The organism is Stenotrophomonas nitritireducens, from assembly GCF_001431425.1.
GTDB lineage: Bacteria > Pseudomonadota > Gammaproteobacteria > Xanthomonadales > Xanthomonadaceae > Stenotrophomonas > Stenotrophomonas nitritireducens.
On record NZ_LDJG01000011.1, the window covers coordinates 154053 to 167790 of the forward strand.

The 13738-nt window shown below is 68.7% G+C and carries 12 protein-coding genes; 8 read left to right on the forward strand and 4 right to left on the reverse strand.

Translation table 11 applies throughout. The features are described 5' to 3' along the window. The first annotated feature begins 98 nt into the window (after nucleotides 1-98). The 4 genes from ABB22_RS08635 to ABB22_RS08650 all read left to right on the forward strand — a co-directional run bounded on the left by ABB22_RS08635 (nucleotide 99) and on the right by ABB22_RS08650 (nucleotide 6600). Nucleotides 99-1319 carry a parallel beta-helix domain-containing protein gene (locus ABB22_RS08635; protein ID WP_055764938.1) on the forward strand — a complete coding sequence of 407 codons (1221 nt, stop codon included), beginning with the start codon at nucleotides 99-101 and terminating at the stop codon, nucleotides 1317-1319. A 10-nt stretch (nucleotides 1320-1329) separates the two neighbouring features. Further along, entirely contained in the window at nucleotides 1330-2469 is a 1140-nt protein-coding gene (locus ABB22_RS08640) for an SO2930 family diheme c-type cytochrome (protein ID WP_055764940.1), read from the forward strand. A 95-nt stretch (nucleotides 2470-2564) separates the two neighbouring features. Further along, nucleotides 2565-5030, forward strand: a complete 2466-nt coding sequence (locus ABB22_RS08645; RefSeq protein ID WP_055764941.1) for a TonB-dependent receptor — start codon at nucleotides 2565-2567, stop codon at nucleotides 5028-5030. Between the two features lie 160 nt (nucleotides 5031-5190). Beyond that, nucleotides 5191-6600 (forward strand): coniferyl aldehyde dehydrogenase, encoded by a 1410-nt coding sequence (locus tag ABB22_RS08650; protein ID WP_055764943.1) that lies wholly within the window; start codon nucleotides 5191-5193, stop codon nucleotides 6598-6600. A 440-nt stretch (nucleotides 6601-7040) separates the two neighbouring features. Here ABB22_RS08650 and ABB22_RS08655 read toward each other — a convergent pair whose 3' ends face one another. Next, nucleotides 7041-7502 carry a phasin family protein gene (locus ABB22_RS08655; protein ID WP_055764946.1) on the reverse strand — a complete coding sequence of 154 codons (462 nt, stop codon included), beginning with the start codon at nucleotides 7500-7502 and terminating at the stop codon, nucleotides 7041-7043. 91 nt (nucleotides 7503-7593) lie between these two features. Next, nucleotides 7594-7869 carry a polyhydroxyalkanoic acid system family protein gene (locus tag ABB22_RS08660; protein WP_055764948.1) on the reverse strand — a complete coding sequence of 92 codons (276 nt, stop codon included), beginning with the start codon at nucleotides 7867-7869 and terminating at the stop codon, nucleotides 7594-7596. 89 nt (nucleotides 7870-7958) lie between these two features. Between ABB22_RS08660 and ABB22_RS08665 the strand changes: the two genes are divergently transcribed. From ABB22_RS08665 to aroA, 4 genes are all read left to right on the forward strand, one after another. Further along, a complete protein-coding gene (locus ABB22_RS08665; protein ID WP_425477796.1) occupies nucleotides 7959-8792 on the forward strand; it encodes an FHA domain-containing protein in 834 nt (277 codons plus the stop codon). A 142-nt stretch (nucleotides 8793-8934) separates the two neighbouring features. Continuing rightward, a complete protein-coding gene (gene serC, locus ABB22_RS08670) occupies nucleotides 8935-10020 on the forward strand; it encodes a phosphoserine transaminase (RefSeq protein WP_055764952.1) in 1086 nt (361 codons plus the stop codon). 54 nt (nucleotides 10021-10074) lie between these two features. Then, entirely contained in the window at nucleotides 10075-11244 is a 1170-nt protein-coding gene (pheA, locus tag ABB22_RS08675; RefSeq protein ID WP_055764954.1) for a prephenate dehydratase, read from the forward strand. Nucleotides 11245-11424: 180 nt separating this feature from the next. Further along, on the forward strand, nucleotides 11425-12735 hold the full coding sequence (aroA, locus tag ABB22_RS08680; protein WP_055764955.1) for a 3-phosphoshikimate 1-carboxyvinyltransferase: 1311 nt from the start codon (nucleotides 11425-11427) through the stop codon (nucleotides 12733-12735). A 72-nt stretch (nucleotides 12736-12807) separates the two neighbouring features. Here aroA and ABB22_RS08685 read toward each other — a convergent pair whose 3' ends face one another. After that, nucleotides 12808-13362: a TonB family protein gene (locus ABB22_RS08685; RefSeq protein ID WP_055764957.1), complete on the reverse strand. Its 555-nt coding sequence runs from the start codon at nucleotides 13360-13362 to the stop codon at nucleotides 12808-12810. Between the two features lie 131 nt (nucleotides 13363-13493). Beyond that, nucleotides 13494-13738: energy transducer TonB (locus ABB22_RS08690; RefSeq protein WP_152984090.1), on the reverse strand; the 245-nt coding region annotated here is incomplete at its 5' end.

A 13738-nucleotide genomic window follows, 5' to 3' on the forward strand; every position in this document is an offset into this window, starting at 1 on the left:
TTTGCCCCCCTTTGTATGCCGCTTATGCCCTTCGCGCAATGCATTCATACGCACCAGACTGCGGCGCAGACTTGGCGAGCACGTACGGGAGAGAATTCATGCAACGCAGCATTTTTGTCGGCACGATCGGCGCTCTTGCGCTCCTGCTGTCCGCTTGCCAGCAGAAGGCTCCCGACGCGCCGGCGCCGCCGGCGGGCGACGCCGGCTTCGCCAGGGTCCTGCAGGAAAAGCTGCTGGACGCCAAGCCGGGCGACGTGATCGAGGTGCCGGAGGGCACCTTCCAGTTCGACCGCAGCCTCAGCCTGCGCGTGGACAATGTCACCCTGCGCGGGCAGGGCATGGACAAGTCCATCCTCAGCTTCAAGGGCCAGAAGGCCGGCGCAGAGGGCCTGCTGGTGAACGCCGACGGCTTCACCCTGGAGAACCTGGCGATCGAGGACAGCAAGGGTGATGGCTTCAAGATCAGCCAGTCCGAGAACGTCACCATCCGCGGCGTGCGCGTGGAGTGGACCGGCGGGCCGAAGACCAGCAACGGCGGCTACGGCCTGTACCCCGTGCTGTGCAGGAACGTGCTGATCGAGAATTCGGTGGCGATCGGCGCCTCGGATTCGGGCATCTACGTGGGCCAGTCGCGCGATGTGATCGTCCGCAACAACCGCGCCGAGCGCAACGTGGCCGGCATCGAGGTCGAGAACACGATCAACGCCGACGTCTACGACAACGTGGCCACCGGCAACACCGGCGGCATCCTGGTGTTCAACATGCCCGCGCTGACCCAGCAGGGCGATGCGATCCGCGTGTTCAGGAACAAGGTGGTGGCGAACAACCTGGACAATTTCGGCGCCAAGGGCACGCCGGTGGCCAGCGTGCCGGCCGGCAGCGGCGTGGTGATCAACTCCAACGACAACATCGAGATCTTCGACAACGACATCGCCGACAACCAGACCGCCAACATCATCGTTTCCAGCGTGTATTCCACCGGCTACAAGGACGACAAGGCCTCGGGCGAGTTCGATCCCTATCCGGAGCGCATCCACGTGCACGGCAACCGCCTGTCCGGCGGCGGCGATTCGCCCGACCGGATGGATTTCAAGGCATTGAAGGTGGCGATGTACGGGCTGACCGGCCATTTCCCGGACGTGCTGTTCGACGGCTACGTCAATCCGCAGCGCAGGGAAGGCCCGCAGATCTGCCTGCGCGACGTGTCCGGCGTGCTCAATGCCGACGGCCCCGGCGGCTACAAGAATCCGAGCAAGGACGCCAAGCCTTACGACTGCGCCTTGCCGTCGCTGCCGGCGATCGACCTGAAGCGCGGTTGAGGTGGCGCCCATGGCGTTGCATCGAATCTTCCTGGGGGTGGCCGGGCTGGCCGCGCTGTTGATCCTGGCCGCCTGCGCGCGCACCCCGGCGCCCAAGCCGGTGCATTTCTTCGCCGAAGGCATGCCCGAGCGCCTGTCCGACTGGAGCGTTGTCTACGTGGCGGAGGGCCGGCTGCGGCTCAATGCGCGGGTGCTGCCCTACGACCTGGATTCGGCCCTGTTCACCGACTACGCGCACAAGCTGCGCACGGTGTGGATGCCGGAAGGCGCATCCGCGCGCTACCAGGCGGACGAGGCGCTGGACTTCCCGGTCGGCACCATCATCAGCAAGACCTTCTATTACCCGCGTGGCGAGGGCGACACGGTGCTGCGCAGCGACGACGCCGGCGCCGAGGCGGATGGGGGGCTGACGCTGGGCAAGGTGCGGCTGGTGGAGACGCGGCTGCTGGTGCGTCGTGAGTCGGGCTGGATCGCGCTGCCCTATGTATGGAACGCCGAGCAGAGCGAGGCCCGGCTGATGCGTACCGGCGACCTGGTGCCGCTGACCCTGGCGGACAAGGACGGCAGGCGCCAGCAGATCGAGTACATGGTGCCGGACGAGAACCAGTGCGCCGGCTGTCATGGCGTCGATCTCAAGTCCAAGCAGATTTTCCCGATCGGTCCGAAGGCGCGGCATCTCAACCACGATGTCGCCTATGCCGGCGGCAAGGCCAACCAGCTGCAGCACTGGCAGGAGGTCGGCTACCTGGGTGAGGTGCCCGCCGGCGAACTGCCGCGGAACCTTGCCTGGAACGATGTGCAGGCGCCGCTGGAAGCGCGTGCGCGTTCGTACCTGGACATCAACTGCGGGCATTGCCACAGCCAGAAAGGCGCGGCGCGCACCTCGGGCATGTGGCTGGATTCGAACACCCACGATCCGCTGCGGGTAGGGCGCTGCAAGCTGCCGATCGCCGCGGGGCAGGGCACCGGCAACCGGGCCTGGGACATCGTTCCCGGCAAACCGGACGACTCGATCCTGACCTACCGGATGGAGAGCACCGACCCGGGCGTGATGATGCCGGAGCTGGGGCGCAGCCTGGTCCACGAAGAGGGCGTGGAACTGATACGGCAGTGGATCGCGGCCATGTCCGCGCAGGAGTGCGGCGCGTAGCGCGGAGCAGGCATGCACACAGTGGAAAGCGCGCGGCCTTGGCAGTGCCGCGCGCGACCAATGGCAAGGGGAACTCAATGGGAAAGGGGAACTCGATGACCTACAACAGATTGTCGCGCGGCGTCCGCAAGGCGCTGCTGACCTCGCTGCTGGCCTCGCCGGCGCTTGCCGCGCAGGCGCAACATCCGCCGCCAGGGCAGCCGGATGCGATCGAGCTGGACCGGATCGTGGTCACCGCGCAGAGCCGCGAGCAGGAACTCAAGGACGTGCCCATCGCGCTGCAGGTGATCGGCGAGAACGTCATCGAACAGACCATGGCCGAGAACCTGGGCGACCTGGACAGCTTCGTCCCGGGCCTGTCGATCAGCGACGACCAGCCGACCCAGGCCAGCTTCAAGCTGCGCGGCCTGAGCACCGGCGATTTCGGCATCGGTACCGATCCGACCGTCGGCGTCTATGTCGATGGCGTCTACGCCGGCCGCGGCGGCGGCACGGTGCTGCCATTCCTCGACGTGGAACGCATCGAAGTACTGAAAGGCCCGCAGGGCACCCTGTTCGGGCGCAATACCGCCGCCGGCGCGGTGTCCATCGTGACCAAGCGGCCCGGCAACGAACTCGAAGGCCGCGCGCGCGTGCGCATGGGCAATTACGGCAAGCAGTATTTCGACGGCATGCTCAACCTGCCGGCCGGCGAAACCACGGCCTTCCGCCTCAATGCCATGAGCAGCCAGACCGACGGCTGGGTCAAGGATGCGGCCACCGGCAAGCCGCTGGACGACGGCCGCAACTGGGCTACGCGCGCGGCCTTCCGCTGGGACATCGGCGACAACACGCAGATGCTGCTGAGCTGGGACCACGAGGACATGGACCAGCGCTCGCGCCCGGCCATCGGCATCGTCGCGTTGCCGCCGGCGCCGGGCGTGCCGCCGGTGCCCGCCGATCCGGCGCAGTACCAGAACCCGATCGGCCACGCGGCCTACACCGATGTGCCGGACAACGACGAGACCCGCAAGTTCGATGGCGCGACCCTGATCCTCGACCACGCGTTCGAATGGGGCCACCTGAGCTCGATGACCTCCTGGCGCAGCTTCGATACCTACAACCGCGCCGAGGAAGACGGCACCAACCGCAGCGAGCTGTACCTGGACACCATCAACATCGAGGACAACACCACCTGGTACCAGGAGTTCAAGTTCAGCGGCAACACCGAGCGGCTGGACTGGGTGGCCGGTGCGAGCTGGTTCCAGGAGAAGGCCAGCCAATCCAGCGTGGTCGACCTGACCAGCGACAGCATCAACACCGCCGCCGCGGGCCTGTACGGCATGCCGCTGTTCGGCATGCTGCAGGACGCGGCGGATTATTACGGCATCCCGGTGCAGCTGTTCGGCCATCCGTGGCGCGAGGCCTACGACAACACGGTCGACTCCACCGCCTACGCGGCGTTCGGCGACGTGATCTGGCACGCCACCGACAAGCTCAACCTGACCTTCGGCCTGCGCTATACGCGCGATGAGAAGAAATTCACCTGGTTCAATGACTACCATCGCGCCGACGCGCTGAACCAGGCGTTGCAGACGCTGCAGCAGTACGGCGTGCTGCCGCAGCCGGTGCCGTGCGAGGCACTGGGCCTGTGCGCCATGGACGAGGATGGCGACGGCCTGATCCCGCTCGATGCGGCGTTCCTGGCCGGCTTCGACCTGGCCTTCAGCGACCCGATCTCGATGGCCAACAAGGGCGTGACCAACCGCGCCAGGCATGCGTGGAGCGACTGGAGCCCGCGTCTGGTCGTCGACTATCACCCGTCCGGGGACACCATGCTGTTCGCCTCGGTGGCCAAGGGCTACAAGGCCGGCGGCTACAACGTGTTCTCGCCGGGCGCGGCCTTCGACAATGAAAGCGTGTGGAACTTCGAGACCGGCATCAAGCGCGACCTGCGCGACCTGCGCATCCAGTACGAGGCCTCGGCGTTCTACTACGTGTACGACAACCGCCAGGCGATCCGCCTTGACACCTCGGCCGACATCCCGCGCTACGTGGTCAGCACCAGCGACCTGACCGCGCGCGGCGTGGATTTCAGCGCGCGCTGGCAGGCCAGCGAGCACCTGAGCGTGGACTTCGCCGCCGAGTGGATCGACTCGACCTACAAGGACTTCATCACCCCGGATGGCGTTGATCTCAGCGGGCAACCGACCGGGGAGGCGAACCTGTCCTTCGCCGCCGGCGCGGCCTACACCGTGCCGCTGGGCGGGCACGGCGACCTGACGTTCTCGGCGCGGCATTCCTATGGCGGGCGCGGGCGCTGCAACTCGGGTTCTTCCAGCCAGGGCAACTGCGGGCGCTATGCCACCTTCACCATCGGCGAGGAACGCAACCGCACCGACCTGTACCTGCGCTGGCGTTCGCCGTCCACGCAGTGGAGCGTGGCCGCGTACGTCAACAACGCGTTCGACAACCGCTACGTCAACGGCTTGTATACCTATGGCACCACGGTGGTCGGCACCACAGCCGCCGGCGTCAGCGAGCCGCGTTTCTATGGCATGGAGCTGGCGTACCGGTTCTGACCCGCGCCTGCCGGGCAGGGGCCTGGCCGATGGATTCCCGGCGGGGCGCAGCCCCGCTCTACGAGGCGCGTGCCGCCGCATCCATGCTGGACGCGGCGGCATGCGCCGGCCCATCCTCCCGATGCAATGCCGGACCGCCGGCCTCCACAGACTTCATCGCATGGATATCCTCGCCACCACGCCCGTTTCCGAACTGCGCCCGACCCTGGACCGCCTGCGCGCCGCCTGGCAGATGCACAAGCCGGACCGCGCGCAGCGCAGCGCCGACCTGCTGCGCCTGCGCGAGGCCCTGAAGCGGCGGCTCGACGAGATGGCGCAGACCATCGCCGCCGATTTCGGCCATCGTTCGCTGCACGAATCGCGCATCGCCGACGGCATGACCGTGCTCAACGAGATCGACCACCTGCGCCGGCACCTGCGCCGCTGGATGAAGCCGCGACGCGTCGGCGTGGGCTGGCGCTTCCTGCCGGCGCGCGCGGAGATCCGCCCCGAGCCGGTAGGCGTGGTCGGCGTCATCTCGCCATGGAATTATCCGGTCAACCTGGCGCTGATCCCGCTGGCCACCGCCATCGCTGCCGGCAACCACGTCTACCTGAAGCCTTCCGAGCACACGCCGCGCACGGCGGCCTTCCTGCGCGAATTGCTGGCCGAAGTGTTTCCCGCCGATCGTGTCGCCGTCGCCGAGGGCGGCGCCGACGTGGCCGGCGCGTTCGCCGCGCTGCCGTTCGACCACCTGGTGTTCACCGGATCCACCGCGGTCGGGCGCAAGGTGATGGCCGCCGCCGCGCCGAACCTGACCCCGCTGACGCTGGAACTGGGCGGCAAGTCGCCGGCCATCGTCTGCGACGACTATCCGCTGGAACAGGCCGCGGCACGGCTGGCGACCGGCAAGTGGTTCAACTGCGGGCAGACCTGCATCGCCCCGGACTACGTGCTGGTAGGCGCGTCGCGCCGCGATGCGCTGGTGCAGGCGCTGCGCGCGCAGGTGCGCGCGCGCTATGGCGAGGGCCTGGCCGGCAATGGCGATTACAGCCGCATCATCAACGCGGGCCAGTACGCGCGCCTGCAGGGTTACGTGGACGACGCCCGTGCGCGCGGACTGGAGGTGATCGTGCTGGGCGAAGCCGATCCGGCGCAGCGCCTGTTCCCGCCAACCCTGGTGCTGGAACCTGGCGACGATGCGACGGTGATGCAGGAGGAAGTCTTCGGTCCGGTGTTCCCGATCCGCAGCGTGCGTTCGCTGGACGAGGCCATCGGCTACGTCAACGCCCACGACCGCCCGCTGGCGCTGTACCCGTTCAGCCATGACCGCGCCAGCGTGGAGCGGATCCTGCGCAGCACCCTGGCCGGCGGCATCTCGGTCAATGACACGCTGTTCCATTTCGCCATCAGCAACCTGCCGTTCGGCGGCATCGGCCCCAGCGGCATGGGCGCCTACCACGGCCGCGTCGGCTTCGACGCGATGAGCAAGCAGCTGCCGATCCTGTGGCAGGCCCGTCGTACCGGTGGCGACCTGCTGAAACCGCCGTACCGGCAGGCGCAGTGGCTGATCGACCTGATCGTGCGCTGACATCCCCGGCTCGTAGATGCAGGACTCGCCCCGCCCAAGGCTTCAACGCCAGGGCAGGGTCAGGCCGGGCAGCTGCAACGCTGCGCCAACGGCGACGAAAGGCAGTCGCCAGTGAAGGGCGGCAGCGCTGCCATGCGGAAGCGCGCTGCAGTGCGCGATGAGGCATTGGCGGGCGGGCCCCGCCGCGTACGGAAGTGCGCTCCTGTAACCGCGCTCATCACGCACGGATGGCGGCATGCGGGGAGTCGCCGGGAGAGCGGGCGCAAAAAACCGCCTGGAGCGGCTCATGACATCGCCTGGCGATGGCCCGGAGCGGTTGCCGCACGGGATCGCGGCAATAAAAAACCCGCCATCCGGAGCCGTGAGGGGAGGGAGACAAACGGCGCGGTACTGCTGGCGGGTCGGGTCGATTCTTGCTCAGTTGATGCTGCTTTGCAACATCAGTGTTCTTCAGGTGCCTGCCTGGGCGTTGCGTTGGCTTCGGCGCGGTTCAGGCGATGGTTGAGCGCGTCCAGCCGCGCGTTGAGCGCTTCGATGTCGGAACGGCTGGGAATGTCCATGCGCCGCAGGACCCGCTGCACCCGGTCCTCGAAGGATTTCTCGACACGGTCCCAGGTGCCGGCCGCGCGCTCGCGGGCCTGCTCCAGCGTGCTTTCCACCGAATCGCGCAGGGTCTCGCCGCGTGTCGAATCCTGCCGGCTGCGCGCCTCCATCGATTCGCCTTCCTTGACCAGCGATTCGAACAGCCGGCTGCCCTCGGCCTGGGCCCGCGACAGCGCACCGAGCCCGGCCAGCCAGACCTGCTGCGCCGATCCGGCGAGCGTGCGTCCGGTGCGTGCGCCGCGCTCCTGCGCGGCCGCGCCGGGGTCGCGGCCGGCATCGTGGTGTTCGTGGGTATTCATGGCGGCGTTCCTCTGTGCGGGCGACAGGGAATACCGTAGCGGCGGCGATGCCTGCGCGGCGTGATGGCGCCCGGCATCCGCGCGGCTTCGTTCAGCCCAGTTTTTCGGCCAGCACCCGCTGGATTTCCGATTCGACCATGCCCTTCATCGCCGACAGCAGGAAGCCGAGTTCGGCCTTCACCCGCACCGCGCCGGGCAGCATCTCGATCACGCCATCGACGCCGGAACGGGCGAAATGCAGATTGGTGCCTTCCCAACGGGCGTTGACGTCGAAGCGCTCCTGCAGCTTGCGGGCGACCTCGGCGATGGCTTCGCGGGCGCTTTCGTCGGACAGGGTGTGGGCGTGGCGGATGTCGATGGTGGACATGGGAAGCTCCTGGCGGGCTGGCGTGGAACAAGGGTGCGGCATTGTGCGGACACGCGCCGCGCAGTCCAAGTCCCGCGACCACCTTCTGCATGTCCTGCCAACCTGCTAGGCTGCCGCCGGTGCGCACTCTGCAAGTCCATTTCAGCAATCGCCAGCAGCCCGATCAGCCCCTAGCGCCGGGGGTGCAGCGCATCGTCCGCGATGCCAGCGGGCAGGTCCGGCTGGGCGACGACAGCGTCGGCCCGTTGCTGCTGGCGCGCTTCTGCACCGACGAGCGCGGGGTCTGGCTGCAGGTGGCCAGCGGCAGCCGCGGCATCCATGTCAATGGCCGCCCGGTGCGGCGCATGGCATTGCTGCGCGCCGGCGACTCGGTTTACGTCGATGGCGTGGAGATGCTGCTGCGCGGGGAGTGCGAACCCGTCGCGCAGCCGCCAGCGGCAACCGGCGATGACGGCGAGGACCTGCGCGTGCTGCTGCGCGGCGTCGGCGGCCGCCACCATGGGCGCTGTTACCCGCTCGACCGCCCCCGCACCATCGGCCGCGACGGCGCGGCGGACGTGGTGATCGACGATCCGGTTTTCCCCGAACGGCAGGCGCGGTTCGAGCGCCACGGCGACCGGGTATTGCTGCGCGACCTCGGTTCGCCGGAAGGATGCCGGGTCAACGGCGTCGCGGTCCGGCACTGCTGGCTGCAGGGCGGCGACCAGGTGGTGTTTGAAGGCAACCAGCGCTTCGTGCTCGAAGTCCCGCTGGATGCCCATTCGGCCGCGTTCTCCGCCGCGGCCGAGGCTTCCGGCGCGGAGCAGGAGCCGGGCGCGGACGAACTCCGGCCGCCGCGCGCGCGGCGCTGGCCGTGGCTGCTGCTCAGCGCGCTGCTGCTGGGCGGCGCGATCAGCGCGCTGTTGCTGTTCGGCGCCCGCTGACCTTCCTTCCGCCTCCCGGTGGAACCGCCTTCCGGGCACCCGGTGGCACCCCGTGCGGATTGGCTGCAGATGCAACTTTTCCTGTGCCCCCAAAGCCTGTTGCGCTGCGGCATACTTGGGGTTCCCCTTGGACAGGTGTGACATGACGCGCGCGTTCAACTTCAGTGCCGGCCCCGCGACCCTGCCGGAATCGGTCCTGCGCCAGGCGCAGGCGGAGATGTTGGAATGGAACGGCGTGGGCGCGTCCATCGTCGAGATCAGCCACCGCAGCGCTGATTTCATGGCGGTGGCGGCGCAGGCTGAAGCCGACCTGCGTACCTTGGTCGGCATTCCCGATGACTACGCGGTGCTGTTCCTGGCCGGTGGCGCGACCACGCAGCAGGCCCTGCTGCCGTTGAACCTCGCCGCGCCCGGGCAGCGCGTGGACTACGTGGTCAGCGGCCACTGGGGCAAGACGGCGGTCAAGCAGGCGCAGCCCTACGTGGAGGTGAACATCGCCGCCGACGGCGAGGCCGGCGGCTTCCGCGACATTCCCGCGCGCGCGCAGTGGCAGCTTTCCGATGATGCGGCCTACGTGCACATCACCGCCAACGAGACCATCCACGGCGTCGAGTTCCGAGAGGTGCCGGACGTGGGCGCGGTGCCGCTGGTGGCCGATTTCAGTTCTTCCATCGCTTCCGAGCCGATCGACGTTTCGCGTTATGGCGTCATCTACGCCGGCGCGCAGAAGAACCTCGGTCCGGTCGGCATCGTGGTGGTCATCGTCCGCCGCGACCTGCTCGAACGCGCCGGCCAGCCGCGTGCGGACATCTTCGATTACCGCTCGCACGCCGCGCGCGATTCCATGCTCAACACCCCGCCGACCTGGAACTGGTACCTGCTCGGCCTGACCGTGCAGTGGATGCTGGCGCAGGGCGGCACCGCCGAGTTCGCCCGCCGCAACGCGGCCAAGGCCTCGCTGGTCTATGCGGCCATCGACGGTTCCGGTGGCTTCTACCGCAACGAAGTGGCGCCGGGGGTGCGTTCGCGGATGAACATCCCGTTCTTCCTGCCCAGCGCCGAACTGGACGCACGCTTCGTCGCTGATGCCAAGGCCGCGGGGCTGATCGCGCTCAAGGGCCACAAGGCGGTCGGCGGCATCCGCGCCTCGCTGTACAACGCCATGCCGCTGGAAGGCGCGCAGGCGCTGGCGGCGTTCATGCACGACTTCCAGCAGCGCAACGGCTGATCCGCAGATCCCGCCGCGCGCATCGCGCCGGCACGCAACAGGCAGACGAGAACCATGGCATCCAAGCCACCCAAGACCACCAGCAAGGCGAAGCCGGCGTCCGCGAAGAAGGCCGCTGCCAAGGAAACGGGCATCGCCGTGGCCAAGCCGGTACTGGCCGACGTGCGCGCCAAGATCGACCAGATCGACCGCAGCATCCAGTCGCTGATCGCCGAGCGTGCGCAGTTCGCCCACCAGGTCGGCAAGGCCAAGGGCAAGCTCGCCGCCGCCGTCGACTATTACCGCCCCGAGCGCGAGGCGCAGGTGCTGCGCATGGTGGTGGACCGCAACGAGGGCCCGCTCTCGGACGAACTGCTGGTGCACGTGTTCCGCGAGATCATGTCGGCCTGCCTGGCGCAGCAGGAGCCGCTGAAGATCGGCTATCTCGGCCCGGAAGGCACCTTCAGCCAACAGGCCGTGCTCAAGCATTTCGGCCGCTCGGCGCTGGGCCTGCCGCTGGCCAGCATCGAGGAAGTATTCCAGGAAGTGGAGGCCGGCAACGCCGATTTCGGCGTGGTGCCGGTGGAGAACTCGGGGCAGGGCACGATCCAGATCACCCTGGACATGTTCCTGACCTCCAACCTCAAGATCTGCGGCGAAGTGGAACTGCGCGTGCAGCAGTTCCTGATGTCGCGCAGCGGCCGGCTGGAGGACATCGAGCGCGTCTATGCGCACCCGCAGTCGTTCATGCAGACCTCGGCATGGCTGCGCGCCAACCTGCCCAAGGCGGAGAAGGTGCCGGTATCCAGCAATGCCGAAGGCGCGCGCCGCGCGCGCAACGCCGACGACGCGGCGGCCATCGGCGGCGAGAGCGCCGGCCATGTCTACGGCCTGAAGAAAGTGGTGACCAAGCCGATCCAGAACGATGCGGACAACACCACGCGTTTCCTGGTGATCGGCCGCCAGTTCTTCCCGTCCTCGGGCCACGACCGCACCTCGGTGCTGGTCTTCATACACGACAAGCCCGGCGCGCTGTTCGACGTGCTCAGCCCGTTCGCGCGCCATGGCATCAGCATGAACCGCATCGAGTCGCGGCCGTCGCACCAGGCCAAGTGGGAATACGGTTTCTTCATCGACCTGGCCGGCCACATCGAGGACGCATCGATGCAGGCCGCGCTGGCCGAGCTCAAGGCGCACTCGGCGCAGATCAAGGTGCTCGGTTCCTATCCGGTCGCCGTGCCGTGATTTGAAGCCCCTCGGCCAGAGGGGCGGTTGGCGGGCCACCGGTTCGCTGCTCTACCAACGCCCTTGCGCCAGCGCAGGGGCCGGGGCGCAACACCTCGACGCTGAGCCCCGTCGCATCCTCATCCGCCCCTTGGGGCACCCTCTCCCGGCGGGAGAAGGGATTCACCAGAGAGACCCGGCATGACCTCCCAGCCCCACTGGATCGCAAGCAAAGGCCAGCCCCTGCAGGGCACGCTCGATATTCCCGGCGACAAGTCGGTGTCGCACCGGGCGGTGATGTTCGCCGCGTTGGCCGATGGCGTATCGCGCATCGATGGTTTCCTCGAGGGCGAAGATACCCGCGCCACCGCCGCGATCTTCGCGCGCATGGGCGTGCGCTTCGAAACCCCGTCGCCGTCGCGGCGCATCGTGCATGGCGTCGGCGTGGATGGGCTGAAAGCGCCAGCCGGCGATCTCGATTGCGGCAACGCCGGCACCGGCATGCGCCTGCTCGCCGGCCTGCTCGCGGCGCAGCCGTTCGACACCATCCTGGTGGGCGACGAGTCGCTGACCAAGCGCCCCATGCGCCGCGTGACCGGCCCGCTGGCGCAGATGGGCGCGCGCATCGACACGCAGGACGACGGTACGCCGCCGCTGCACATCCACGGCGGCCAGCCGCTGCAAGGCATCCATTACGAACTGCCGGTGGCCAGCGCGCAGGTGAAATCGGCGGTGCTGCTGGCCGGCCTGTACGCGCAGGGCGAGACCTCCGTGGTCGAGCCGCACCCGACCCGCGACTACACCGAGCGCATGCTGCGCGCCTTCGGCGTGGAGATCGACTTCGAGCCAGGCCGGGCGCGCCTGCGCGGCGGCCAGCGCCTGCACGCCGCCGACATCGCGGTGCCGGCGGATTTCTCCTCGGCTGCGTTCTTCATCGTCGCCGCCAGCATCATCCCGGGCTCACAGGTGCGCCTGCGCTCGGTGGGCCTGAACCCGCGCCGCACCGGCCTGCTGGCCGCGCTGCGGCTGATGGGGGCGGACATCACGGAAGAGAACCCGGCCGAACACGGTGGCGAGCCGGTGGCCGACCTGGTGGTGCGCCATGCGCCGCTCAAGGGCGCGGAGATTCCGGTGGAGGTGGTGCCGGACATGATCGATGAGTTCCCCGCGCTGTTCATCGCCGCCGCGGCGGCCGAAGGCCCGACCGTGGTGCGCGGCGCGGCCGAACTGCGGGTGAAGGAATCCGACCGCCTTGCGGCGATGGCTGCCGGCCTGCGCACGCTGGGCCTGCGCATCGACGAGACCGAGGACGGCGCCACCATCCATCCGGGCGTGCTCGGCAGTGGCACCATCGAAAGCCATGGCGACCACCGCATCGCCATGGCGTTCTCCATCGCCGGCCAGCTCAGCCAGGGGCAGGTGCGGATCAACGATGTCGCCAACGTGGCGACGTCCTTCCCCGGCTACGATCAGCTGGCGCGCGGTGCGGGTTTCGCGCTGACGGTCGCCTGACGGCAGGGGAAAATGCAACGGACCGGCAGCGTGGAGCTGCCGGTCCGTTCGTTTCTTTCAATCGCGACGCGCTCAGCGCCCGGTGCGGAAATCCACCGGGACGCGCACCACGGTGGCCACCGCGCGGCCGTTGCGCAGCGCCGGCTCGAACTTCCAGCTACCCAGCGTGTTCAACACCGCGCGGTCCAGGTCGCGGCTGCGTTCGCCGTCGTGCGACACGATGCTGGCGTCGGTGACCTTGCCCTGCGCATCGACCTGCAGGCTGGCCACGACGCTGCCTTCGACCCCGGCGCGCAGTGCGGCCGGCGGGTAGGTGGGGGAGGGGTTGCCGGCCAGCGGGCGCGCCTGGCGGTCGCCGACTGCCGCCGGCTTGCGCGGGCCATGCGATGCGGTGGCGGGAGTACGCATGGCTGCCGGCGCATCCATCGTCGGCGCCGCGACGACCGGCGTGGTTTCCGCGCTGGCAGGAACCGCGGGGGCCCGCTCGGCGTGCCGCCACATCAGGGTCAGTACGCCGACCAGGATCGCCAGCAGCAGGGCCATCCACAGCACGGGCGAAGTGGAATGGCTGCTGGGTTGTCCGCTCTGCGCGGCGGCATTGAGTTCATGGGCGTGAGTGGCACTCATCGTCAGGCTCCTTATGCGTCCAGTGACGCCTGGAGTCTGGCCCGTCAGCCACGGCGCGGGTGTCAGCGCGACGTCAATGCGCCGCCCGCGGGTCCGCGGCAGTTCAGCGTACGGCGCACGCTGCGTTCAGCTTACTGGGCCGGCTGGAAATCGAAGGGAATTTCCAGGCTGCCGACCATCGGCTGGCCGTTGCTCTGCGCCGGCTGGAAACGCCAGCCGCGCACCGCATCCAGCGCCGCGCGGTCCAGGTCGCGCGAACCGCTGCGCTGGACGATCTTCGCGTCCAGCGGCATGCCGCTGGCATCGACGTCCACGCGCACCACCACCGTGCCGCTCTCGCCACGCCGCAGCGCGGCCGGCGGGTAGGCCGGAGGCG